The sequence below is a fragment of the Sulfitobacter sp. R18_1 genome (genome assembly GCF_017743915.1).
In the GTDB taxonomy this organism is placed as follows: domain Bacteria; phylum Pseudomonadota; class Alphaproteobacteria; order Rhodobacterales; family Rhodobacteraceae; genus Sulfitobacter; species Sulfitobacter faviae.
In genome coordinates, this window is sequence record NZ_JAGHRG010000003.1 from 174,680 (window position 1) to 196,310 (window position 21,631).

The 21,631-nt window shown below is 61.3% G+C and carries 21 protein-coding genes and 2 tRNA genes; 15 read left to right on the top strand and 8 right to left on the bottom strand.

The features are described 5' to 3' along the window. Nucleotides 1-67: 67 nt before the first annotated feature. On the top strand, nucleotides 68-1,573 hold the full coding sequence (locus tag J7392_RS08365; protein ID WP_209217133.1) for a mannitol dehydrogenase family protein: 1,506 nt from the start codon (nucleotides 68-70) through the stop codon (nucleotides 1,571-1,573). Nucleotides 1,574-1,576: 3 nt separating this feature from the next. Here the strand turns inward: J7392_RS08365 and arsJ are convergent, their stop codons facing one another. The 3 genes from arsJ to J7392_RS08380 are packed head-to-tail and all read right to left on the bottom strand — an operon-like array spanning nucleotide 1,577 to nucleotide 4,673. Further along, complete coding sequence (gene arsJ / locus J7392_RS08370) at nucleotides 1,577-2,839, bottom strand: organoarsenical effux MFS transporter ArsJ (protein ID WP_209217134.1); 1,263 nt, start codon at nucleotides 2,837-2,839, stop codon at nucleotides 1,577-1,579. Beyond that, nucleotides 2,836-3,834, bottom strand: coding sequence for an ArsJ-associated glyceraldehyde-3-phosphate dehydrogenase (locus J7392_RS08375; protein WP_209217135.1), 999 nt, complete (start codon nucleotides 3,832-3,834; stop codon nucleotides 2,836-2,838). The genes arsJ and J7392_RS08375 overlap by 4 nt, the downstream gene beginning before the upstream one ends. Beyond that, complete coding sequence (locus J7392_RS08380; protein ID WP_209217136.1) at nucleotides 3,831-4,673, bottom strand: helix-turn-helix domain-containing protein; 843 nt, start codon at nucleotides 4,671-4,673, stop codon at nucleotides 3,831-3,833. The genes J7392_RS08375 and J7392_RS08380 overlap by 4 nt, the downstream gene beginning before the upstream one ends. A 621-nt stretch (nucleotides 4,674-5,294) precedes the next feature. On the opposite strand from J7392_RS08380, the gene J7392_RS08385 reads away from it, so the two are divergent. Continuing rightward, nucleotides 5,295-6,014, top strand: a complete 720-nt coding sequence (locus tag J7392_RS08385) for a LuxR family transcriptional regulator (RefSeq protein WP_168612790.1) — start codon at nucleotides 5,295-5,297, stop codon at nucleotides 6,012-6,014. A 67-nt stretch (nucleotides 6,015-6,081) separates the two neighbouring features. Continuing rightward, nucleotides 6,082-6,789 carry an SDR family oxidoreductase gene (locus J7392_RS08390; protein ID WP_209217137.1) on the top strand — a complete coding sequence of 236 codons (708 nt, stop codon included), beginning with the start codon at nucleotides 6,082-6,084 and terminating at the stop codon, nucleotides 6,787-6,789. A gap of 15 nt (nucleotides 6,790-6,804) precedes the next feature. Here J7392_RS08390 and J7392_RS08395 read toward each other — a convergent pair whose 3' ends face one another. Continuing rightward, nucleotides 6,805-8,610, bottom strand: a complete 1,806-nt coding sequence (locus J7392_RS08395; protein WP_247744509.1) for a histidine kinase N-terminal 7TM domain-containing protein — start codon at nucleotides 8,608-8,610, stop codon at nucleotides 6,805-6,807. Nucleotides 8,611-9,025: 415 nt separating this feature from the next. Here J7392_RS08395 and J7392_RS08400 point away from each other — a divergent pair, with 415 nt between their 5' ends. The 3 genes from J7392_RS08400 to J7392_RS08410 all read left to right on the top strand — a co-directional run bounded on the left by J7392_RS08400 (nucleotide 9,026) and on the right by J7392_RS08410 (nucleotide 12,688). Further along, a complete protein-coding gene (locus J7392_RS08400) occupies nucleotides 9,026-10,525 on the top strand; it encodes an MHYT domain-containing protein (protein WP_247744510.1) in 1,500 nt (499 codons plus the stop codon). 348 nt (nucleotides 10,526-10,873) lie between these two features. Next, on the top strand, nucleotides 10,874-12,322 hold the full coding sequence (locus tag J7392_RS08405) for a histidine kinase dimerization/phosphoacceptor domain -containing protein (RefSeq protein WP_209217139.1): 1,449 nt from the start codon (nucleotides 10,874-10,876) through the stop codon (nucleotides 12,320-12,322). Nucleotides 12,323-12,328: 6 nt separating this feature from the next. Beyond that, nucleotides 12,329-12,688: a response regulator gene (locus J7392_RS08410; protein WP_209217140.1), complete on the top strand. Its 360-nt coding sequence runs from the start codon at nucleotides 12,329-12,331 to the stop codon at nucleotides 12,686-12,688. Between the two features lie 43 nt (nucleotides 12,689-12,731). Here the strand turns inward: J7392_RS08410 and J7392_RS08415 are convergent. Further along, a tRNA-Arg gene (locus J7392_RS08415) sits at nucleotides 12,732-12,808 on the bottom strand. A gap of 104 nt (nucleotides 12,809-12,912) precedes the next feature. Between J7392_RS08415 and J7392_RS08420 the strand changes: the two genes are divergently transcribed. Then, on the top strand, nucleotides 12,913-13,434 hold the full coding sequence (locus J7392_RS08420; RefSeq protein WP_209217141.1) for a superoxide dismutase family protein: 522 nt from the start codon (nucleotides 12,913-12,915) through the stop codon (nucleotides 13,432-13,434). A gap of 257 nt (nucleotides 13,435-13,691) precedes the next feature. Here the strand turns inward: J7392_RS08420 and J7392_RS08425 are convergent. Beyond that, a tRNA-Thr gene (locus tag J7392_RS08425) sits at nucleotides 13,692-13,766 on the bottom strand. Between the two features lie 85 nt (nucleotides 13,767-13,851). Between J7392_RS08425 and J7392_RS08430 the strand changes: the two genes are divergently transcribed. From J7392_RS08430 to J7392_RS08460, 7 genes are all read left to right on the top strand, one after another. Further along, nucleotides 13,852-14,028 (top strand): hypothetical protein, encoded by a 177-nt coding sequence (locus J7392_RS08430; protein WP_168612795.1) that lies wholly within the window; start codon nucleotides 13,852-13,854, stop codon nucleotides 14,026-14,028. Nucleotides 14,029-14,031: 3 nt separating this feature from the next. Continuing rightward, nucleotides 14,032-15,303, top strand: coding sequence for a UDP-N-acetylglucosamine 1-carboxyvinyltransferase (murA, locus tag J7392_RS08435; protein WP_209217142.1), 1,272 nt, complete (start codon nucleotides 14,032-14,034; stop codon nucleotides 15,301-15,303). Continuing rightward, nucleotides 15,300-15,770: a DUF2948 family protein gene (locus J7392_RS08440; RefSeq protein WP_067266611.1), complete on the top strand. Its 471-nt coding sequence runs from the start codon at nucleotides 15,300-15,302 to the stop codon at nucleotides 15,768-15,770. The genes murA and J7392_RS08440 overlap by 4 nt, the downstream gene beginning before the upstream one ends. A 30-nt stretch (nucleotides 15,771-15,800) precedes the next feature. Continuing rightward, entirely contained in the window at nucleotides 15,801-16,130 is a 330-nt protein-coding gene (locus J7392_RS08445) for a hypothetical protein (protein ID WP_209217143.1), read from the top strand. Nucleotides 16,131-16,180: 50 nt separating this feature from the next. After that, nucleotides 16,181-17,482, top strand: coding sequence for a histidinol dehydrogenase (gene hisD, locus J7392_RS08450; RefSeq protein WP_209217144.1), 1,302 nt, complete (start codon nucleotides 16,181-16,183; stop codon nucleotides 17,480-17,482). Nucleotides 17,483-17,631: 149 nt separating this feature from the next. Continuing rightward, the gene (locus J7392_RS08455) at nucleotides 17,632-18,135 is read left to right on the top strand and encodes a UPF0262 family protein (protein WP_269451601.1); all 504 of its coding nucleotides are present in this window, start codon (nucleotides 17,632-17,634) and stop codon (nucleotides 18,133-18,135) included. Then, entirely contained in the window at nucleotides 18,136-18,597 is a 462-nt protein-coding gene (locus J7392_RS08460) for a low molecular weight phosphatase family protein (protein WP_067266605.1), read from the top strand. It begins immediately after the preceding gene. A gap of 4 nt (nucleotides 18,598-18,601) precedes the next feature. On the opposite strand, the gene J7392_RS08465 is transcribed toward J7392_RS08460, so the two are convergent. Next, nucleotides 18,602-18,964, bottom strand: a complete 363-nt coding sequence (locus tag J7392_RS08465; RefSeq protein ID WP_067266603.1) for a hypothetical protein — start codon at nucleotides 18,962-18,964, stop codon at nucleotides 18,602-18,604. Nucleotides 18,965-19,178: 214 nt separating this feature from the next. Between J7392_RS08465 and lepA the strand changes: the two genes are divergently transcribed. Then, nucleotides 19,179-20,981, top strand: a complete 1,803-nt coding sequence (lepA, locus tag J7392_RS08470; RefSeq protein WP_067266602.1) for a translation elongation factor 4 — start codon at nucleotides 19,179-19,181, stop codon at nucleotides 20,979-20,981. Nucleotides 20,982-21,130: 149 nt separating this feature from the next. Here the strand turns inward: lepA and J7392_RS08475 are convergent, their stop codons facing one another. After that, complete coding sequence (locus J7392_RS08475) at nucleotides 21,131-21,598, bottom strand: transposase (RefSeq protein WP_209217145.1); 468 nt, start codon at nucleotides 21,596-21,598, stop codon at nucleotides 21,131-21,133. Between the last annotated feature and the right edge of the window lie 33 nt (nucleotides 21,599-21,631).

A 21,631-nucleotide genomic window follows, 5' to 3' on the forward strand; every position in this document is an offset into this window, starting at 1 on the left:
GCGGCAGGAATGACAGGCCGACCCCCGCACCCTATCCCCGGTGCGCGGCCCTTTAAGGACGTGGATCATGGATAAACTGGTAGACCTCTCGAACGCGACGCTGGGTGATCTCGACATCGCCCACCCCAGCTATGACCGCAGCGCCCTGACCCCCGGCATCGTGCATATCGGCGTGGGCAATTTCCACCGCGCGCATCAGGCGTGGTATCTGCACCGTTTGATGCAGAACGGCCAAGCGCATGACTGGGCGATCCTCGGCGCGGGCGTGCGCCCCTATGATGCGGCCATGCGCGAGAAGCTCTTGGCGCAAGACTGTCTGACGACGTTGATCGAACTCGACCCCGCGCAGACCTCTGCCGAGGTGGTGGGGTCCATGATCGACTACCTGCCGATCGAAGAAGGCAACGGCGCCCTGATCCGAGCAATGGCCGATCCGGCCATTCGCATCGTCGGGCTGACGGTCACGGAAAGCGGCTATTACATTGACCCGGTAAGCAAGGGGTTCGACGCGGCCCATGCGGATATCATCCATGACGCGGCGCATCCCGAGAGCCCGCGCACCGCCTTTGGGGCCATCGTCGCGGCCCTGCGGCTGCGCCGCGATGCGGGGCAGGGGCCGTTCACCGGGCTGAGCTGTGACAATCTGCAAGGCAACGGCGATATCCTGCGCCAAGCGGTCGTGTCGCTGGCGCGCATGTCCGACCCGGCGCTGGCCGATTGGATCGAGGCAAACGCCAGTTTCCCCAACTCCATGGTCGATTGCATCGCCCCGGCCACCGGCCCCGCCGAGATCGCGCAGGCGCGGGAGTTCGGCGTGAACGACGCCGCCCCCGTTACCCATGAAGCTTTCCGCCAGTGGGTGATCGAAGACGACTTCTGCGCGGGCCGCCCGGATTGGGATCAGGTAGGGGCGACCTTCTCGGACGAGGTGCACGCCTATGAGAAGATGAAGATCCGCATCCTCAACGCGGGCCATCAGGTCTTGGCCAATGTCGGTGAAGTGCTGGGGATCGAGACGATTTCCGGCACCATGGCGCATCCGGCGATCCGCGCGATGTTCCACCGCGTGCAGGCCGAAGAGATCACCCAGACGGTCGCCCCGGTGCCGGGCATGACGCCGCTGGCCTATCTCGACCTGATCGAACAGCGCTTCTCGAACCCGCGCATCGTCGATACCACCCGCCGCGTCGCCTTTGACGGCTCGGCGCGGCACACGGGCTTTGTCCTGCCGATCCTGCGGGATCAGCTGGTGGCGGGGCGCTCGGTTACTGGTTTGGCCTTGGTCGAAGCGCTCTGGGCGCGGATGTGTGCGGGCACGCGGGAAGATGGCACGGAGATTGCGGCGAATGATCCCATTTGGGACGCGTTGAAAGCCGTGGCGCAGGATGCGCGGGAACGGCCCGAGGCCTGGCTTGAGCAAGAGCGCCTCTACGGTGATCTGGCGCAAGCCGAGGCGTTCCGCGATGCCTTTGTCGCTTGGCTCTCGCTCATCTGGGACGCAGGCGCAGTCGCGGCGATTAACGCCTATACGCAGGCCGATGAAAGCAACGGTCGCGCCAGCAAGGTGGGCTGAGGGCTAACTCTGGTCGGGTTTCAAGAACCCGACCAGCAGCGCCGACAGGGCCACCATGATCGCCGCCGCGCCCAGCATCAAGGGCAGGCCGCCAATCTGATAGCTCAGCCCCGACATCAGCGTGCCCAAGAGCCGCCCGGCGGCATTGGCCATGTAGTAAAACCCCACATCCATCGTCACCCGCTCTGCCTTGGTGAAAGAGAGGATGAGGTAGGAATGCAGCGATGAGTTCACCGCAAAGACCGCGCCAAAGGCCAAGAGGCCGATCACAAGCGTCACGGTAAGCCAGCCCTGCGGCCCGTCGCTGAATAGCGCCGCCAGCGTCAGCGCCGCAGGCACGGCGGCAAGCGACCAAGCCCATCCCTTCGCGGCTGAGATCAGGTCGCCTGCCGGGCGGGATTTCGCGCGGAGCAGGCGTGGGGCGTAGATCTGCACCAGCCCGTAAAGTATCACCCAGACCGCCATAAAGGTGCCGATCATGAAGAAGGCCGCGCGGTTGCTTTCCTCCGTGCCATCCGAGAGGACCGCGTAGAAATAGATCGGGATGCCCACCACGAACCACACATCCCGCGCGCCGAAGAGAAACACCCGCGCCGCGCTGAGCCAGTTCACATTGGCGGATTTTGAGAAGACTTCCGAGAACTTCGCCCCCTTGCGGCCCTTGGGCAGGCCGGGCGGCATGGCGGTCAGCACGACGAGCAGGATCAGCGCAAGGATCGCGGCCATCCCGAGCACCGCCCAGACAAAGCCAAGCGTCGCCAGCAAAGCCGCGCCGAGCAGAAAGCCCAAGCCTTTGACCATGTTCTTGGAGCCGGTCAGCAGCGCCACCCAGCGAAACAGCCCGCCATCCTCAGCCGGGGCGAGCAGTTTGACGGCGGATTTCGACGACATCTTGGCCAAATCCTTGGCCACGCCGCTTGCACCCTGCACTAGCATGACGAAGACGACCGAGGCGCCAACCGCCCATGTGGGGTCAAGCTGCGCCAGCGCCAGCAGCGCCACGATCTGCAACCCCAGCCCGGCATAGAGCGTGGAGGCCAGCCCGAAGCGCGCCGCGATCCAGCCCGCGCAGAGGTTGGTAATGACGCCCGCGATCTCATAAAGCACAAAGAGATAGGCCAGCTGCACCGGCGAAAAGCCAAGCCGGTGGAAATGCAGCAACACCAACATGCGCAACGCACCATCGGTCAGCATGAAGGCCCAATAGGCCGCCGTGACCGCGATATAGGCCGAGAGCCCCTCGGGGCGGGTCGCGCTCTGGCTCACAGGCTTGCCCCGACCATCAGCGCCACATCGACCAGACGGTGGGCATAGCCCATCTCATTGTCGTACCACGCGTAGATTTTAACCTGCGTCCCGTTCACCACCATGGTGGAGGGCGCATCGACGATGCTGGAGCGCGGGTCATTGGTGTAATCGGTCGAGACCAGCGGGCGCTCCTCATAGCCAAGGATGTCTTTCAACTCTCCTTCGGCGGCAGCTTTGAACAGGCCGTTTACCTCTTCCACGGTCGTCTCCCGCTCCACCTCAAAGACACAGTCAGTCAGCGAGGCGTTCAGCAGCGGCACCCGCACCGCATGGCCGTTCAACCGGCCTTTAAGCTCGGGGTAGATCAGGGTGATCGCCGTGGCGCTGCCCGTGGTCGTCGGGATCAGGGAGTTCAGGGCCGAACGGGCGCGGCGCAGGTCTTTGGCGGGGCGGTCGACGATGGTCTGTGTGTTGGTCACATCGTGGATCGTGGTGATGGAGCCATGTTTGATCCGCAGCGCCTCATGGATGACCTTCACCACCGGGGCGAGGCAGTTGGTCGTGCAGCTTGCCGCCGTGACGATCCGGTGCCGTGCGGGATCATAGACATCGTCATTGACGCCATAGACGATATTGGCCGCATCCCCGTCTTTTACGGGGGCCGAGATCACCACCTTCTTCACCCCGGCTTCGAAATAGGGGGCGAGTTTCGCCTCGGTCTTGAAGACGCCGGTGCAGTCGATCACCACATCCACCCCGTCGAGCGGCAGCGCGCTGAGGTCACGCGTGCCGATGAAGGGCAGGCGGGTGCCGTTGATCGTCACGCTGTCGGCGTCATGGGCGAAATCGGCCTGCCAGCGCCCGTGCACCGTGTCGAATTCCAGCAGATGCGCGTGCATTTCCGGGTCGCCCACCGCATCGTTGATCCATGCAATCTCGGCCCCTTGATCCAGCAGGGGTTTCAGGGCGAGCTTGCCAATACGGCCAAGGCCGTTGATCGCGTAGGTGGTCATGCGGGAGTTCCTTCTTTGTCGGTTTGGCCAGCGTCATCCAGCGCCTTTTGCAGCGAGATACGGTCGAGCGAGCTAAGTGGCAGGCTGGTGAAGCCCAGCATCCGGTTGCGCAGGGTGCCATAGGCCTGCTGGAAAGCGAGGCTCTTTTCCGCGTCGGAGCCTTCCACCTTGACCGGATCGGGCAGGCCCCAATGGGCGGTGATCGGCTGGCCCGGCCATGTGGGGCATTCCTCATTGGCGGCCTGATTGCAGACGGTAAAGACGAAGTCGAAGGCAGGCGCATCCGCGGCCTGAAACTCAGAGATATGTTTTGACCTGAGGTGGGTCACCTCATGGCCCTTTTGTTCGAGCACTTCGACGGCGAATGGGTTCAGCTCAGACTGCGGGCGGGTGCCTGCGGAATAGACGTTGAACCGGTCCCCTGCGAGGTCGCGCAGGATGCTTTCGGCAAAGATCGACCGGGCGGAGTTGCCGGTGCAGATGAATAGGACGTTGAACTTGTCGTCGGTCATGGGGGCGTTTCCATCTGAAGAGGTGAGGGGGAGGCAAATTTCGGGCCGGCCACGGCAGCAGTCGTTCAGCAGGTAGCCGATGGTGTCCCGCGCGGCCTCGATATCGATCGCATAGCGCAGGGATGTGCCCTGCCGTTCTTGGCTCACCAACCCCGCCTGCATCAGCGCGCCGATATAGGTCGACAGGGTGTTGGGCTTGAGGCCGAGCGCCTGCGCCAGTTCGGTCGCGGGCACCCTGTCGGGGTAGCGGCGCATGAGCAGCCGAAACAGCGCGAGGCGCTGCGGATGGCCGAGGGTGGCAAGGCGGTTGGGGATTACTTGTTCCATAATTCATGAATTACAGAATTAATAAGCTTTGCGCCAGTGAAGTTTTTGTAACAGCGTCAAATCGCCTGCGCCCGTATCGCCCCTATCCGCGGCGATTCATCGAAACCTATAAATATTACCAGCTTTACAGATGCGCCCGGGCGCGCGCAGTCAAGAGGCGCCGGAAATTTAATCAAACTATAACAAATGCTTGAAGATCGCCGGCGCGAATCTTGCTATCCGAGTTTGCGGCTGTGCTGAATGGCCGTCAGACATAAGATGCGCGCTCAGGCTGACGCGACCTTTTGACAGGGCCTGCCATTTGGCTCTGTTTCGGTCCCCGCTTTCGGAAGCCGCGCCCCTGTCCGCTGTGTTGGACGATCGTGTTTTTGTAAGGGGCGCATTGGTTTTCGGGCGGGGGCCGCTTTATGCTCTGCACCGCTTCGCGGGCAGGCGGACGTGCCGACCTTTCATCGGGCGGCACTTTCGCTTGACCCTTGGTCATCGGGGCAAAATTGCAACGTTTTGGCCGGTTTCCCCTATTCCGAGAAATCATTCGACGGCGGGCATGTTCCCTCACTGGTTGAGGTGCCCTAACTGAATGCTCAGTTTTTAATCACATGAGCTTTTGAACGCCGCCCTATGGTGACACCGCTTTCCGACCGCTACCTCCTATTGAAAGAACAACGCCCCGACATCAAACCCGCCGAGATGTTGCAGGTCTTGGCGCAGGATATGGGGCTGAACAACCTGTCCTATCTGGGGTTTCACAAGACTGGCGCCAGTGGCAGTGATCCGGTCATTCACTCGACCTATGATCCCGCTTGGCTAACACGCTACCAAGAGGAAAACTACCATCTGATCGACCCGGTGGTCGACAAATCCCTCGAAGGCACTTTGCCGGTGGATTGGAGCGAGCTGCCCAAGGTCGACCGGACCACGCGCAATTTCTTTGGCGAGGCGATGGAGTTCGGCGTGCGCCAGAACGGTGTGTCGATCCCCATTCGGGACCACGCGCATGGCAAGGCGGTGCTGACGCTGAACTCTGACCTACGGATTCACGAGTGGCGCAAATACAAGCGCGGGATCATCGCCGATGCGATCTATCTGGGCTGTCTGATCCAAAGCGATATGGTGGCGGATATCGCCCCCGCCGCGCCGGGGCCACGGCTGAGCAACCGTGAGAAGGAAGTGCTGAAATGGGCCGCGGTGGGCAAAACGGCATGGGAGACGGCGCAGATCATGACGGTGGCGGCCAGCACGGTGAACCATCATCTGTATAACGCCTGCGCCAAGCTGGACGTGACCAACAAGACCCATGCGGTGGCCAAGGCGATCCGGGCGCAGATCATCACGATCTGACCGGGCGGGGCAGGGCTTGGCGGCGGCTTCGCCGCGCGGTAAGCCGCCTGCAACATAGGAGAGCGATATGGAACTGCGCGACAAACGTATTTTGGTCACCGGCGGCAGCGACGGGATCGGGCGCCACATCTGTTTGAAATTGGCGGAGACGGGTGCGCGGCTGGCCATTCTGGGCCGGGATGAGACACGTCTTCAGGCCGTTGCCGAAGCCTGCGAAGCCGCCGGCGCGGCAGAGGCAGTGGGGCTGACCTGCGATCTGCAAGACCCTTCGGCGATCGACCAGACCGCCGCGCAGGTGGTGGACCGTTTTGGCGGCTTGGACATCCTGATCAACAACGCAGGGATTTGGCACAAGGCAGGCCCGCTCGACACGATCGCGCCCGAAATGCTGCGAGCGACGGTGCAGACCAATTTGACCGGCCTCATGCAGATGACGCAGGCCACGCTGCCCGCGCTGCGCGACAATGACGAGGCGATCATCCTCAATGTCGTCTCCAAATCCGGTGTCGTGGCGCAGGCGGGGCAGTCGGTCTATACGGCCACGAAATACGGCGTGCGCGGCTTTACCGAGGTGCTGAAAGCGGATGAGGAAAACACCGGCGTGCGGGTTGGCGGGCTGTATCAGTCGGGCACCAACACCGGCATGTTCGCCAAGGCCGGAGAGGACGTGCCGAACCATATTTTCACCGAGCCGGATGATCTGGCCGATGTGGTGGTCTTTGTCCTGTCCCGCCCGCCGAAGCTTTGGATACACGATATCCGTATCGAACTCTAAGCGCGGGCGCGGCGCTCAGTCGGTGCTTTGCAACGCGCTTGGGGCGGCTTGCGGGGTGGTTTCTGCCCCGGCCCCGATGCCGAATTCGACATGGAAGGTCGATCCGACGCCGACTTCGCTTTCGTAAAATAGATCCCCCGCCATCTGCCGTGCCAGTTGGCGGGAGATATGCAGGCCGAGGCCGGAGCCTTGGGTCGATTTCTGCCCGTCGTCGTCAAGCTGTCCGAAACGGCCAAAGACCTTTTCCTCCATCCCCTCGGGAATGCCGCGCCCATGATCGCGGATCGAGACCCGCACGCGCCCGTTGTTGGTGGTCAGCGTGCCCTCCACCGTGTCCCCCACATTCGAGAATTTCACCGCGTTCGAAATCAGGTTGTCGACCACCTGCCGGATGGCAAAGGCATCGCCCAAGACCACGGCGGGCTGGCCGACACTGCCGATATCCAGCCGCACTCCGCGCTCATGGGCATACATGCGGTTTTCCTCGATGCTTTCGCGGAGCAGGGCAGGCAGGTCGACCGGCAGCCATTCAAGCGACAGCGCCTGCACCTCAAGCTTTTGCACCAGCAGGATATTATCGACCAGCCGCGACAGGCGCACCCCGTTGCGATGGGCAATGTCGAGCGAGGAGCGCAGCGGGCCTTTGATCTCACCCAGTTTGCCGCTGAGCGCCAAAGCCAGGCCGCCTTTCAATGAGGTCAGCGGCGTGCGCAGCTCATGGCTGACGACCGAGATGAATTCATCCTTGGCGCGGTTCGCCTCATCCGCCTCTCTCAGCGCCCGCTCTAGGGCCGTAGTGGTGGCGATCCGGTCGGTGACATCGACGAAAGTAACGCTCCAGCCGATGGCGGGGCCCGCGGGGGCGAGGGGGTTTTCAATGGGTTGAACGCGCGGCTCATACAGCCGTTCGCTACAGGTGATATGGGCCGAGCCGTTCTGCGCCATTTGTGCTTCGATCCCCGCGATCAGATCGTGGCCCAATGTCGGATCGGACAGAAGCCCGCTGCGCTTGGCCGCGGCGTTCGAGCGGATGACGCGGCGCCGCGCGTCCAATAGGATCAGCGGTTCGCTCATCGTGTCAAACAGGGTCGATTGCCCGACCGAGGGCATGTCCATTGTCTTGTTCGTGACCAGCAGCCACGAAAAGGCGAAGATGCCCAAGGTGAACATGAAGGCCGTCGGGTCAAGGCCGACGACAGTAAAACCAAGCAGCGCATAGGCCGCGTTCGCGCCCAATGGGATCAGCGTGATCACCACAAGCATCGTCAGCAGCGGCCAAGCGGCCCGTTTCGCGCGAAAGAACGCCCGGCCCAGCCAGATAAGCGTCGCCATCACGAAGCAATAGAGCACAGCAAGAACGAGGAAATACCCCGGCCCATGTTCAAAGGTGATCTGATCGTCGCCCGGCTGAAGCGCGGTCTCGGCGGTATAGATCAGGTGGTGCCAATCGTTCGTCGCGGCAAGGCCGAAGGCCGCAAGCGGCACGGCAATCAGGGCCAGAAGGCTCACCCATCCGCGCGACCGGCTGGAGGGGCCGACATATTCGAAGATAAAGAAAGACCACGCCACCGGCACCAGCCCATGCCCCAGCCACGCAAGCTGTGCCTGTTGCATCTGACAGGCGTAGGCGGGCGTTGCAGCTTCGGCCCCGACCATCATCAGGATCCAGATCATCCCCAAAAAGGTGAGCGCATAGTAAATTTTGCCATGGAACTCTTGGAACTTGAGCGTCCAAAAGGCGACAGCTGCGGCGATCGTGCTGACGGCGAGCACGGTCCAATAGACCGGGTCGAGCATCAGCCCTTGGAAACACGTTAGCATGGCGGAAATACCTATGAACCAAAATGAATGTGCGCAGACCAGCATTAAAATACGGCGCAAGTTTGGCGCTGTAGTGACGTATTATGGCCGGTAAATGCAACCCTTGGATGTGAATCACTCATTTTAGTACCGCCGTCCCCGCGGTTTGAATGCTGCGATTCCCCGCCCGGGCCGGGGCGAAAGGGCGCTTAGAGCGGGGATCGCGGCCCCTGCGGCGGCAGGGCAGGGCGGCGGTCTATCGGCTGGCGTGGCGCCTGCGCCCGTTGGGCCGGGCTGGAGTTTCATCAGATGAAATTACCGCCAAAAAGAACCCCCTCGAACACTGTTTCGACGCAATCCTTGCGCAACACTGGCCTCATTATCTTGAGGTTTAAAAATGCTGACTGTGGCTCATTCTATGCACTCGGACCACGATATGACGCTGGTCTTGCTTGCCGCGCTTTTGTGCGCATTCGGCAGCTGGGTGATCGCAAACCTTTACCGGCACGCGCTTAAACAAACGCCGCGACAGGCGTTGTTGTGGTATTTTCTGACCGCCGTGACCTCGGGCATCGCCATCTGGTGCACGCATTTCATCGCCATGCTGGCCTATCAGCCCGACGCGCCGGTCAGCTTTGATTTCGGGCTGACCTTCGCCTCGCTGTTGATCGCGATTATCGGGTCTACGGTGGGCATTTTGATCGCCGGGATGTTCCGCAGGCGGGTCACCACCGTAATTGGCGGGGTGATCTTGGGGCTGTCGATCTCGGCCATGCATTACACCGGGATGGTCGCCTATCGGATCGAGGGGGTCATCTTTTGGGACAAGACCTATCTCGTCGCCTCGGTTCTGCTGGCCATGGTGTTGTCGACCGTGGCTTTGTTCTTTGGTGCGCAAAATGGGAAATACGCCACGGGCAAGATGACGGGCAGCTTTGCGCTGGCGATCATCGGGCTGCATTTCACCGGCATGGCCGCCTTTCATGTGACGCCGACCTGTTTGACCGGCCATAGCAACCCGGATGAATTCAGATTGCTGGCGATGGTCATCGCGGGGACGGCTGCGATGATCGTAATGGGCGGGCTTTTCACCTATTTCATTGAAAACCGCACCCGGATGGAGAACATCGTCGAGCTGCGCCAAGCGCGGGATGAGGCTCGCGATGCCAGCCGCGCCAAGTCGGAGTTCATGAGTGTTCTGAGCCATGAGTTGCGCACGCCGCTGACCATCATCAACGGATATGCCAGCTTCCTGACCAACCTCAAAGGCCACACCATGGCCAAGCTGAAGCCGAACGAGCCGATCTCAAAGGTGCATTTCGATGAGTTGGGCGACCAGACAGAGCGCTACGGCGGGCGTATCAAATCGGCAGGCGACCATCTGTTGACGATCATTAACGAACTTCTCGACTATACGAGCATTGAATTGAATTCCGTCAAGCTCAACAAAACCACTTTTGCGGCGGGCGATTTGCTGGCCGAATTGGCAGAGCAATTTCAGGGGCTGGCCAAGGAAAAACAGGCGGTGCTGGAAATCGAATATGATGAATTCGACGTTTTCGCCGACCGCGGGCGCTGCAAACAGATCCTGATCAATCTCTTGGGCAACGCGCTGAAGTTCTCCTCGGCCTCCAGCATTCGCATGCGCGCCAAGCGGGTCGGCGATACATGCCGACTTGAGGTCGAAGACAACGGTTGCGGGATGCCGGCAGAGGATTTGCAGCGGATTTTCCAAGCCTTCATTCAAGCGGAAACAGCCAGCAAAAGCGCCGATGGCGGCACTGGTCTTGGCCTTGCGATCAGCAAAAAACTCACCGCCGCGCATGAGGGGGACATCCGGGTAGAGAGCACCGTTGGCATCGGGACGAAGTTCACCGTCGATCTGCCCCTCTGCGCCTCGGAAATCGCGGCAGAGGAAGCGCTTGTGGCCGCGTGATCGGCCCCTTCCCAATTCGGGGCGGGGCCTCTCCCTCTGAATACGCCCGTCGAGTAAGCGAATTTGCGCGGTCTTAATTCAATTGATGCGCTTTCGAGCACTGCGGCTTGAATTGGGATGCGAAAGCGACAATGGTCGGAAGAGGCGTCATTTATTCACCGGGGATGTCAAAAAAAGCGCCATTCATTCCCGGAATACATAGCTTATACAATTTTGCGCTGCCTACCGCCCTTCCTGTCTGGGCGCTTTGGCGCCGCTTAACTTAAATTAGTATCTCTTTGCTTTTATGTTCTAAATTATAGGACTACGGTAAATGCTAAAGATGATAAGTATTGGGAGGGGGGAGCTATGGGCGCGAGCAAATCGGCAAACGGGGGCGTGCCGAGATCTGCAATTTTTGCGGCGTCCCCCCATGGTTATCTTATTTTAGACACTGATTTGATCATCGTCGACGTGAATGACCGGTACTTATTCATGACCGGGTCAAAAGCGGAAGACCTTGTCGGGAAACATCTGTTCGACGCTTTCCCGGATGACCCTTCCGACGCGACGGCAGATGGCACCAATAATCTGGGCAAGTCGCTTGAGATCGTCGCCGCCACGGGCAAACAGCACCGCATGGCCGTGCAGAAGTACAATATTCCCATTCGCGACAGCGCCGACGGGGCCTTTGAAGAGAAATATTGGCAACCGTTGAACACGCCCGTGTTCGAAGATGGCAAGCTGGTCGCGCTGATCCACCATGTCGAGGATGTCACTTCGGAATTTATCGGTCGCCGTGATCAGGCGATACGGCTCAATCTGGCCAAGCAGGTGTCGGGGATCGGCTATGGTGAGTTGGATCTTGAGACGGGGACCGCGAACATCTCGCAGGAATTGGCCAGTCTTTTCGGCTATGCCGATACCGAGGGGACAATTCCCATGGCCAAGCTGTTCCGGCGTATCCATCCCGAGGATCTGGCGCATGTGAACCAAAGCTTGGGCGAAACGATGGCCAATGATGCCACCGTGAATGCCGATTATCGGATCGTCTTGCCCAATGGGGAAACCCGGTGGCTGAACACGCGCGGCGAAGTTCTTTTCGAACATGACAAGCCCGCGCGGTTCATCGGTGCCACGCTTGATCTGACCCATTCCAAGAAGCGCGAAGAGGTCTTGCAGAAGACCCTGACCGAGCGTGACAAGCTTCTTGAGCAGAAGGAAACACTGCTTGGCGATGTGAATCACCGGATCAAGAACAGCCTGCATCTGGTGTCGAGCATTCTGCGTCTCGAAGCCGCGTCGGTTGACAATGCCTCTGTGAAACACAGTCTGCAACAGGCTTCGCTCCGGGTGCATGCGGTAAGCTCCGTCCATGAACTTATCTATAAATCGCATAACGTTACCCATGTGGATGTCGGTGAATACATCCCGCAGCTTGTCGATTTCCTTTCAGCCAGCACCGAGACAGATAGCAAGCAGATCGAGACTGTCGTCGATGCGCAGTCGGTCATCGTGCCGACCGATTTGGCGATCAACCTTGCGCTGCTGATCAATGAGCTTGTGACCAACGCGCATAAACATGCCTTCGTCGCGCGGGAACAGGGCAGGGTTGATGTTCGTTTGCATCAAGAGGGAGCCCTTTTGACGTTAACGGTGTCGGACGATGGGATCGGCAACGCGGAGCGTGTAGGTAGGGTCGGTCTCGGTTCGAAGATCGTGGCGGGCATTGTCGACCAGCTTGGGGCGACGATGGATAAGAGGACAACAGAGCATGGTTATTGCGTTGAAATTGAGGTTCCCATGCCCGCCGGGTGATGCCCGGTGAATATTCTGATTGTCGAAGACGAATTCTTGATTGCCTTGGACCTTCAGATGCAGCTCGAACAGCTTCAACATTCCGTCCTTGGCCCGGTCAAGGATTTCGCGACCTGCCGGGAGGTGGTGACGCAGACCCGGCCCGATCTGGCCTTCATGGACCTGCGGCTCGCCAATGGCGATTCCGGTGAAGAGGTGGCGCAGTGGCTGCTGGCCGAACACAACATCCGCTGCGTCTTCATGAGCGGCAATCTGGACGATCTCACCCAGCAGCGGCTAAGCGCGCTTGAGCCTGTCGCCATGCTTGGCAAGCCGACCTTCCCGCACCTAATCGCCGCGGCGATCAAGGATTTTGCGCGCGCCTAGGTGTAGAGGGCCTAGGTGTAGAGGGCCTAGGTGCAGGAAAAAGTGGCGCTCCCTGAAGGATTCGAACCCTCGGCCTGCCGATTAGAAGTCGGCTGCTCTATCCAGCTGAGCTAAGGGAGCACTCGGCCGCTTATAGGGGCAAGCCTCGCCCTGCATCAAGAGGAACCCGACGCGGGCCGGGTGGGTTGAGCCGACATCGGACATATAACCCAAAGGAGGAAGCCATGTATCTGCGCAATATCCTACTCGGGGCCGCTTTGGCCACAACAGGCGCCGTGGCGGCGCAGGCCGAAAGCCATATGCAAACGGCGGCGACAGCTCAGGTCGCGGGCAATTCGAACGATATTTCAGGCAATGTTTCGCTGAACACGACTGCGTCGGGCCGCACCTTGGTCAAGATCGACGTGACCGGCGTGCCTGCGGGTACCCACGGCGTGCACTTGCATGAGACCGGTGATTGTTCGGCGGAGGATTTCAAATCCGCCGGTGGTCATATCGCGGGGGACCGCAAGCACGGTGTGCTGGTCGAAGGTGGGCCGCATCCCGGTGATATGCCCAATATGGCCGTGGGTGAAGATGGGGTGCTGGAAGCCGAAGTCTTTCTCGGCCTGCTCGATATTGAGACCATGATCAAAGATGATGACGGTGCGGCCTTCATCATTCACAGCGGCGCAGACGATTACGAATCGCAGCCTTCGGGCGACGCGGGTTCGCGTATCGCCTGTGGCGTGTTTGAGGCGTCGTGATTTGATGTGAGGTTTTGGCGCCTCCGTCCCGGGTTATCGGGGCGGGGGTGTCGATTCGATGTATAGAATAGGCGTGCAACGTAGGCTCTAAAGAAACGAGCGGCAGTCTTGTGGGGTGCAGCGATAATTAAGGGAGTTTCATGGTGCTACTGGAGAGAATTGAACTCTCGCACTCAGACTGACGCGCAGCGTCGGGCGTAAGTCGAGAGACCCGCGCTAATGCTAGACGTTACATATCTGGAAAAAAGGAAGGTTAATGGTGCTGCTGGAGAGAATTGAACTCTCGACCTCTCCCTTACCAAGGGAGTGCTCTACCTCTGAGCTACAGCAGCGCCGTGGGCGGGTGATTAGCCGCAATCGAAAGGGGGTGCAACCCCTGATCTGGACCCTTCTTGCCCCCTGCGCTAGATAGGCGGCATGGCAAAGCAAAACGCCCCGGAAAAGAACGCGAAAACACCCTCTGCGCGGGAGGCGCGGCTGAAGGCTGCGCTCAAGGCGAATATGGCGCGGCGCAAGGCGCAGGCGCGCGCGCGGGCCGAGGATGTGGCGCAGGATACAGGCAATGGTCCCGAGGGGCCGGAAAAGGACAGCTGAACGATGGATTCCATTCTGGTCAGGGGCGGCGGTGCGCTCAACGGGCAAATTCCCATCGCGGGTGCTAAAAACGCCTGTCTGGCGCTGATGCCCGCCACATTGCTGAGCGAAGAGCCGCTGACGCTGACCAATGCGCCGCGTCTGAGCGACATTCGCACGATGACGCAGCTTTTGCAGTCTCTCGGCGCCGAAGTGGCCGCGATGCAGGACGGCAAGGTCATCACCATGGCAAGCCATGGGGAGATCAATACACGGGCCGAATATGACATCGTGCGCAAGATGCGCGCGTCGAATCTGGTCTTGGGGCCGCTTTTGGCGCGGGAAGGCCATGCCGAAGTCTCGCTCCCCGGCGGATGCGCGATTGGTGCGCGCCCAATGGACATTCACACCGACGGTCTGGCCAAGATGGGCGCGGAGATCGACCTGCGGGACGGCTATCTTTATGCCAAGGCGGCGGGCGGCAAGCTGAAGGGGGCGGTGATCGACTTCCCCTTCGCCTCTGTCGGGGCGACCGAAAATATCTTGATGGCCGCGACCCTTGCCAAGGGGACGACCGTCATCAACAACGCGGCGCGTGAGCCCGAGATCGTCGATCTGGCGGATTGTCTGCGGGCCATGGGCGCGCAGATCGAAGGCGATGGCACGTCCAGCATCACCATTCAGGGCGTCGACAGCCTGCATGGCGCCACCCATAAGGTCGTGACCGACCGGATCGAGCTTGGCACCTATATGCTGGCCCCCGCCTTCTGCGGCGGTGAGGTCGAGCTTTTGGGCGGGCGAATCGACCTGCTGGAGGCATTTTGCGAAAAGCTCGACGCGGCGGGTATCGACGTGACCGAGACCGAAGCGGGCCTCAAGGTCGCACGGCGCAACGGGCGGATCTCGGCAGTGGATGTCACCACCGAGCCGTTCCCCGGCTTCCCGACCGATCTTCAGGCGCAGATGATGGCGCTGCTCTGTACGGCTGAAGGCACCTCGGTCCTGGAGGAGAAGATTTTCGAGAATCGTTTCATGCACGCGCCAGAACTGATCCGCATGGGCGCGCGGATTGATGTGCAGGGGGGTACGGCCAAGGTCACCGGGGTCGAAAAGCTCAAAGGGGCGCCGGTTATGGCGACCGATCTGCGGGCGTCGATTTCCCTCATCCTCGCCGGGTTGGCCGCCACTGGGGAGACTACGGTCAGCCGGGTCTACCACCTTGATCGCGGCTATGAGCATGTGGTCTCCAAACTGCGCGGCGTTGGGGCGGATATCGAAAGGATCAGCGACAAATGACCGAAGATGCACGTTTCGAAGATGGCCGCGAAGCGCCGTTGAACCTTGGTGCTTTGGATGCCGAGGATCTGACGGTGATCGCCTCGCTGACCCAAGACGCGGTCTTTCCCGCCTCCGAAATGCGCTGGCACCGCGCGGGCGCGCGCTTTGCGCTGCTGCTAAACCGGCTGCGGCATGAGGATACGGGGGCGGCGCGTCATGCGCCCGAACGGGTGCAATCGGTGCTGATGTTCAACAACGTGCAACGTGTCGCCAGCCAAGGTGTGCCGCAGGGCGATGCCGATACGATTCTGTCGCTGCTGGATATCGCGTTTGAAGAGGGCGACGCGCCCTCGGGCCATGTGACGCTGACATTGGCCGGAGACGGCGCGATCCGGCTGGAGGTCGAAGCGCTGGAGGTGACGCTCAAGGATGTGACCCGCCCCTATGTCGCCCCGTCCAAGAAACGGCCCGTTCACCCTGAGTGACGCCGCCGCATGGCGGGCAAGGATCGCAAGATGCCTGAACTGAAACAGAATAGATTTACCCGGGGCCGGATCACCGCGCTGTTGACCGAGATGTCCGGTTGGGCGCTGATCCTCTTGGGCTGCGTCTTGGGCGCGGTGCAACTCATCGCGTCGCTCTCTGTCGCGACTTTGGTGGTGCCGCTCGCGTTGGTCTCGGGCGGTCTCTCCGCCATTTTGGTGGCGCAGGTGGCGCGCGCGATCTTCGACAATGCCCAAGACACCCGCGCCATGCGACTGGCGCAGCGCTCCGCCCCCGCTGCCACCTCTAAAACCGCGGGCCTACGGGCCGAGCCGAGCCTGCGCCGCCCGCAGGCGTCTTAACATTTTCGGGCCAGCCCTGCGCGGCGGCCCCTCTACGAAAGCTTGAACCCATGCCCGTCACGCTCGATGCCTCCGCTGCCGATTTCGAAGCGGCTTTTGACAAACTGCTGAACGCTAAACGCGAGGACAGCCCCGATGTCGATGCCGTGGTGGCCGAGATCATTGCCGATGTGCGCGCCCGCGGCGATGCCGCCGTGATCGACCTGTCGCAGAAATTCGACCGCGTGACCCTGACCGCCGAAACCCTGCGCATCAGCGCGGAAGAGGTCGACGCCGCACTGGCCGAAGTCTCCCCCGAAGACCGCAAGGCGCTGGAACTCGCCGCCGACCGCATCCGCGCCTATCACGCCCGGCAATTGCCCGAGGATGCGGAGTGGACCGACCCCGATGGCGCGACCTTGGGCTGGCGCTGGACGCCGGTTTCCGCCGCGGGCCTCTATGTGCCCGGCGGCTTGGCGAGCTACCCGTCTTCGGTGCTGATGAACGCGGTCCCGGCCAAGGTGGCGGGGGTGGCGCGTCTGGCGATGGTCGTGCCGACGCCCGATGGCGTGCTGAACCCGCTTGTGCTGCTGGCCGCCCGCATCGCCGGGGTGGATGAGATTTACCGCATCGGCGGCGCGCAGGCCGTGGCGGCGCTGGCCTATGGCACCGAAACGATCCCCCCGGTGGACAAGATCACCGGCCCCGGCAACGCTTTCGTCGCCGCCGCCAAACGCCGCGTTTTTGGCAAGGTCGGCATCGACATGATCGCGGGGCCATCCGAGATCCTCGTCATCGCCGATGGAGAGAATGATCCAGATTTCATCGCCCTCGATCTGCTCAGCCAAGCCGAACATGACGAGAGCGCGCAGAGCATTCTGATCACCACTGACCCCGCCTTTGCCCGCGCGGTGGAAGAGGCGGTTGAGAAACGTCTGCTTACCCTCGAACGCCGCGCCATCGCGGGCGCAAGCTGGCGCGACAATGGGGCGATCATCACCGTGCCGGACCTCGACGCCGCCGCCGCCCTCAGCAACCGCATCGCGCCGGAGCACCTTGAGCTTTGCGTGGCGGACCCGAAGGCGCTGTCGGACAAGATCACCCATGCTGGGGCGATCTTCCTTGGCCAATGGACGCCCGAGGCGATTGGCGATTATGTCGGCGGGCCGAACCACGTGCTGCCCACGGCGCGCTCGGCGCGTTTCTCCTCTGGCCTGTCGGTGTTGGATTTCATGAAGCGGACGACGCTGGCGCAGATGTCGCCCGAGGCGCTCAAGGCCATCGGCCCCGCGGCAGAACGGCTGGCCCAGTCCGAAAGCCTTGAGGCGCATGGCCTGTCGGTCACCGCGCGTCTGCGCAAACTCAACGACTAGGGCAGGGGGCAGCGCTGCTGCCGCCTGCGCGCTCTCGGTCTTGCCGATGCTTCTGACGTATCGTCAAATGCGCTGACGGGGCGCAATCGCGGGCGCGCGTGCTCTCGCGCATTGCCCCCTCCCCACCGCTGCGCTATCCACGAAAGGGTATCGCCAGCAAAAAGGATGCGCCGATGACCCGCATCACCCATATCGCGCTTGATGACGCGAACATGCCGCCCCCCACGCCCGAGATCGATCAGGAGCGTAAGGTGGCCATGTTCGACCTGCTGGAAGAGAATAGTTTCATCCTGCCCGAACGCGAAAAGGGGCCGGTGCCCGAAGGGCCTTACCATCTGTCCCTGTCTATCCGCGACAAACGTCTGGTCTTTGACGTGCAGACCGAAGCGGCTGAAAAGGCAGCGGAATTTCACCTCTCCCTCGGCCCCTTCCGGCAGGTGGTGAAGGATTACTTCCAAATTTGCGAAAGCTATTTTGAAGCGGTCAAGAAACTGCCCCCCAGCCAGATCGAGACGATCGACATGGCCCGGCGTGGCATTCACAACGAAGGCTCCCGCGTGCTGCAAGAGCGGCTCTCGGGCAAGGCCGAGATCGACACCGACACCGCGCGGCGGCTATTTACCCTGATCTGCGTTCTGCATTTCGGCGGATAAATGACGCAGGTGCTGCCTCAATCCGTTCTCTTCTGCTGCGATCATAACGCCGTCCGCTCCCCCATGGCCGAGGGGTTGATGAAGAAGTTCTACGGCACCGGCACCTATGTCCAATCCGTTGGCGTCAAGAACGATATGGAGATTGACGGCTTCTCCATCGCCGTGTGCAGGGAGCTGGACGTGGAACTCGACCGCCACCGCAGCCGCAGTTTCGATGAGATGGAGGAATGGGGCGACGATCTGGGGTCATTCGACCTTGTGATCGCGCTTAGCCCTGCCAGCCAGCGCCGGGCGCTGGAACTGACGCGGTTCTATCATCTCGACGTGGAATATTGGCCGATCCTTGACCCCACGGGGCTGGGCGAGGGGCGCGAGGCCAAGCTCACCCAGTTTCGCGCCGCCCGCGATCAGATCGTCGGACGGCTGATTGACCGTTTTGGCCAGCCGCTCAGCCAAGACTGAGCAATCAGGTGTTGGAACAGGCCGCCGCGGCGCTTTGGCCGAAGGCTTTCCATGTGCTCCAGAAAGCGTTCTCGCTTTTGTTGTCGGATTGGCGCATTTCCTGCAAACGGTGCGGGTCGCGGAAAATCTTGGCACCTTGGCGCTGGTCCGAGCGCGAAAGCGTCTGATCCGCCACCGCCTGCACACAGCCGCAGCGCGCATGGCTGGAGCCGCGGCGCCCATCGGCCAGACAGGCCTTTTGGATCGGCCCCGTGGCGAAAAGAACCGGTGTGGGGGAGAAACGTCCTACGGCGGCATCGCTGGAATAACGTGTGCCGCCACAACCCGCCAAGATGGCGAGCGCCATCAAACTTGCAACTGTCCGCATTGATTTGCCCTATTGTTCTGGACCATGGGGTTTTCCCCTTGTCGGCCCGATCTGCTCTGCCCGTCATTATGCCGCAAAAGGGGGCGTCGCGCAATTCTCCATTGGGGGGCTGCGCCCTTCGACCCGCGATAAAGCGCCGTGACGTGCGGGCAGGGGGCATGGGCGCGTTCATGGCCAATTGACGCAGCCGCGGCTCTGCGCCATATCCCCTTGCATGACACCGCTTGAAAACATCCGCAACTTCTCCATCGTGGCGCATATCGACCACGGCAAATCCACGCTGGCCGACCGGTTGATCCAACTCACCGGCACGGTCGCCGAACGCGACATGCAAAGCCAGCTTCTGGACAACATGGATATCGAGCGGGAGCGGGGCATCACCATCAAGGCCAACACCGTCCGCATCGAATACCCGGCGAAAGACGGCAAGACCTATGTGTTGAACCTGATCGACACGCCCGGACACGTCGACTTCGCCTATGAGGTCGCGCGCTCCATGCAGGCGGTCGAGGGCTCGCTGCTGGTCGTGGACGCCACGCAGGGTGTCGAGGCGCAGACGCTGGCCAACGTCTATACCGCCATCGATGCGGATCATGAGATCGTGCCGGTGCTGAACAAGGTCGACCTGCCGGCCTCCGACCCCGACCGCGTGCGGGAACAGATCGAGGATGTGATCGGCATCGACGCCTCTGAGGCCTGTCTGATCTCGGCCAAAACCGGCGTCGGCATCCCGGACGTGCTGGAGGCCATCGTCAACAAGCTGCCCGCCCCCACGGGCGGCGACCCCGACGCGCCGCTCAAGGCGATGCTGGTGGACAGTAAATACGACCAATACCTTGGCGTCATTTGTATCGTGCGCATCGTGGAGGGCACCCTGAAGAAGGGCGACCGCATCCGCATGATGAAAACCGGCGGCACCTATGACGTGGACGACGTGGGCGTCTACCGGCCCAAGATGGTCGGCGTCGACAGTCTCGGCCCCGGCGAGATCGGCTATCTCAACGCCTCGATCAAACAGGTTCGCGACACCCGCGTCGGCGACACGATCACCCATGAGAAGCGCAAATGCGAAACCGCACTGCCGGGCTTTAAGCCTTCCGTGCCGGTGGTTTTCTGCGGCCTCTTCCCGGTCGACGCGAATGACTTCGAGGACATGCGCGAGGCGATCGAGAAGCTCGCCCTGAACGACGCCTCCTTTACTTACGAGATGGAGACTTCCGCCGCGCTTGGCTTCGGCTTTCGCTGCGGCTTCCTTGGCCTTTTGCACCTTGAGGTGATCCGCGACCGGCTTGAGCGCGAGTATGACATCGACCTCATCACCACCGCGCCTTCGGTGATCTATCACGTCCACATGAAGGATGGGGAGATGCAGGAGCTGCACAACCCTGCCGACATGCCCGACATGACGCTGGTGGACCATATGGAGGAGCCGCGCATCAAGGCGACGATCCTCGTGCCCGACGACTACCTCGGCGACGTGCTGAAGCTCTGCCAAGACCGCCGCGGCATTCAAGAAGACCTGACCTATGCCGGTTCGCGGGCGATGGTCGTTTATGACCTGCCGCTGAACGAGGTGGTGTTTGACTTCTACGACCGGCTGAAGTCGGTCACCAAGGGCTACGCCAGCTTCGACTACCAGATGATCGGCTACCGGCAGGACAATCTGGTCAAGATGCAGATCCTCGTGAACGATGAACCCGTCGACGCGCTCTCAACCATGGTGCACCGCGACCGCGCCGAGATGCGTGGCCGGGCGATGGTGGAAAAGCTCAAAGACCTGATCCCGCGCCACATGTTCAAGATCCCGATTCAGGCGGCCATCGGCGGCAAAGTGATTGCGCGCGAGACGCTTTCGGCGATGCGCAAGGACGTGACGGCGAAGTGCTACGGTGGCGACGCCACGCGGAAGAAGAAGCTGCTGGAGAAGCAGAAGGCCGGTAAAAAGAAGATGCGCCAGTTCGGGAAGGTGGATATCCCGCAGGAGGCGTTTATTTCCGCCCTAAAAATGGACAGCTAAAAGCTGGCCATTTTTAGGGCGCGCGGTCCCCAAAAACACCCGTAGGGTGCGTGCTCCGCACGCACCTTTCCAATCGCACCACCGCCCGCAAAACATACCGTCAACGCACGCGCCGCCCCGCATACAGAGGTGCGTGGGGACCACGCACCCTACGGGTCCGCATTTCGGTGGATGGACGACAGAGGCCAATCTTCCGGGTTTTCGACGTACCCGTGCTTGACGGGATTGTTCCAACAATACCGGACATGCGCGTCGAAGTCGCGTCGATCCCGAATGTGGTGCTCCCAGAAGCGGCGCTGCCAAAGGCCGCGTTCGCCGCGCCTTTCATGGCTCGACCGCGTTGCGCCTTTTGGCAAGACCCTTGAAAACCGCGCCTTGATCAATCGCCAGCGCAGCGAGTGATCGCAGTCGCCGGGAGGCAGGGTCCAAACGCAATGTAGATGATCCGGCAGCACCACGAAGGCGTCGATCCGGAACGGCCGTTCTGCCTTGGTTTGGCGTATCGCCATGCGCAGAAAATCTACGTGCCGGACCAGCAGGTCCGACCGGCGGTCGGCTAGGTTGACGGTGAAGAAGATGGTCGCACCGGCAATGCGGGGACGGCGATAGGAGGACATCCGTGGAGGTTGCCGCCAGGTGGTAAAGGAATG

Excerpts from the sequence above, each read along its gene's own strand:
- J7392_RS08365 (WP_209217133.1), top strand. The coding sequence starts at position 68 with ATGGATAAACTGGTAGACCTCTCGAACGCGACGCTGGGTGATCTCGAC.
- J7392_RS08375 (WP_209217135.1), bottom strand. The coding sequence starts at position 3,834 with ATGACCACCTACGCGATCAACGGCCTTGGCCGTATTGGCAAGCTCGCC.
- J7392_RS08380 (WP_209217136.1), bottom strand. The coding sequence starts at position 4,673 with ATGGAACAAGTAATCCCCAACCGCCTTGCCACCCTCGGCCATCCGCAG.
- J7392_RS08385 (WP_168612790.1), top strand. The coding sequence starts at position 5,295 with ATGGTGACACCGCTTTCCGACCGCTACCTCCTATTGAAAGAACAACGC.
- J7392_RS08390 (WP_209217137.1), top strand. The coding sequence starts at position 6,082 with ATGGAACTGCGCGACAAACGTATTTTGGTCACCGGCGGCAGCGACGGG.
- J7392_RS08395 (WP_247744509.1), bottom strand. The coding sequence starts at position 8,610 with ATGCTAACGTGTTTCCAAGGGCTGATGCTCGACCCGGTCTATTGGACC.
- J7392_RS08400 (WP_247744510.1), top strand. The coding sequence starts at position 9,026 with ATGACGCTGGTCTTGCTTGCCGCGCTTTTGTGCGCATTCGGCAGCTGG.
- J7392_RS08405 (WP_209217139.1), top strand. The coding sequence starts at position 10,874 with ATGGGCGCGAGCAAATCGGCAAACGGGGGCGTGCCGAGATCTGCAATT.
- J7392_RS08420 (WP_209217141.1), top strand. The coding sequence starts at position 12,913 with ATGTATCTGCGCAATATCCTACTCGGGGCCGCTTTGGCCACAACAGGC.
- J7392_RS08430 (WP_168612795.1), top strand. The coding sequence starts at position 13,852 with ATGGCAAAGCAAAACGCCCCGGAAAAGAACGCGAAAACACCCTCTGCG.
- murA (WP_209217142.1), top strand. The coding sequence starts at position 14,032 with ATGGATTCCATTCTGGTCAGGGGCGGCGGTGCGCTCAACGGGCAAATT.
- J7392_RS08440 (WP_067266611.1), top strand. The coding sequence starts at position 15,300 with ATGACCGAAGATGCACGTTTCGAAGATGGCCGCGAAGCGCCGTTGAAC.
- J7392_RS08445 (WP_209217143.1), top strand. The coding sequence starts at position 15,801 with ATGCCTGAACTGAAACAGAATAGATTTACCCGGGGCCGGATCACCGCG.
- hisD (WP_209217144.1), top strand. The coding sequence starts at position 16,181 with ATGCCCGTCACGCTCGATGCCTCCGCTGCCGATTTCGAAGCGGCTTTT.
- J7392_RS08460 (WP_067266605.1), top strand. The coding sequence starts at position 18,136 with ATGACGCAGGTGCTGCCTCAATCCGTTCTCTTCTGCTGCGATCATAAC.
- J7392_RS08465 (WP_067266603.1), bottom strand. The coding sequence starts at position 18,964 with ATGCGGACAGTTGCAAGTTTGATGGCGCTCGCCATCTTGGCGGGTTGT.
- lepA (WP_067266602.1), top strand. The coding sequence starts at position 19,179 with ATGACACCGCTTGAAAACATCCGCAACTTCTCCATCGTGGCGCATATC.
- J7392_RS08475 (WP_209217145.1), bottom strand. The coding sequence starts at position 21,598 with ATGTCCTCCTATCGCCGTCCCCGCATTGCCGGTGCGACCATCTTCTTC.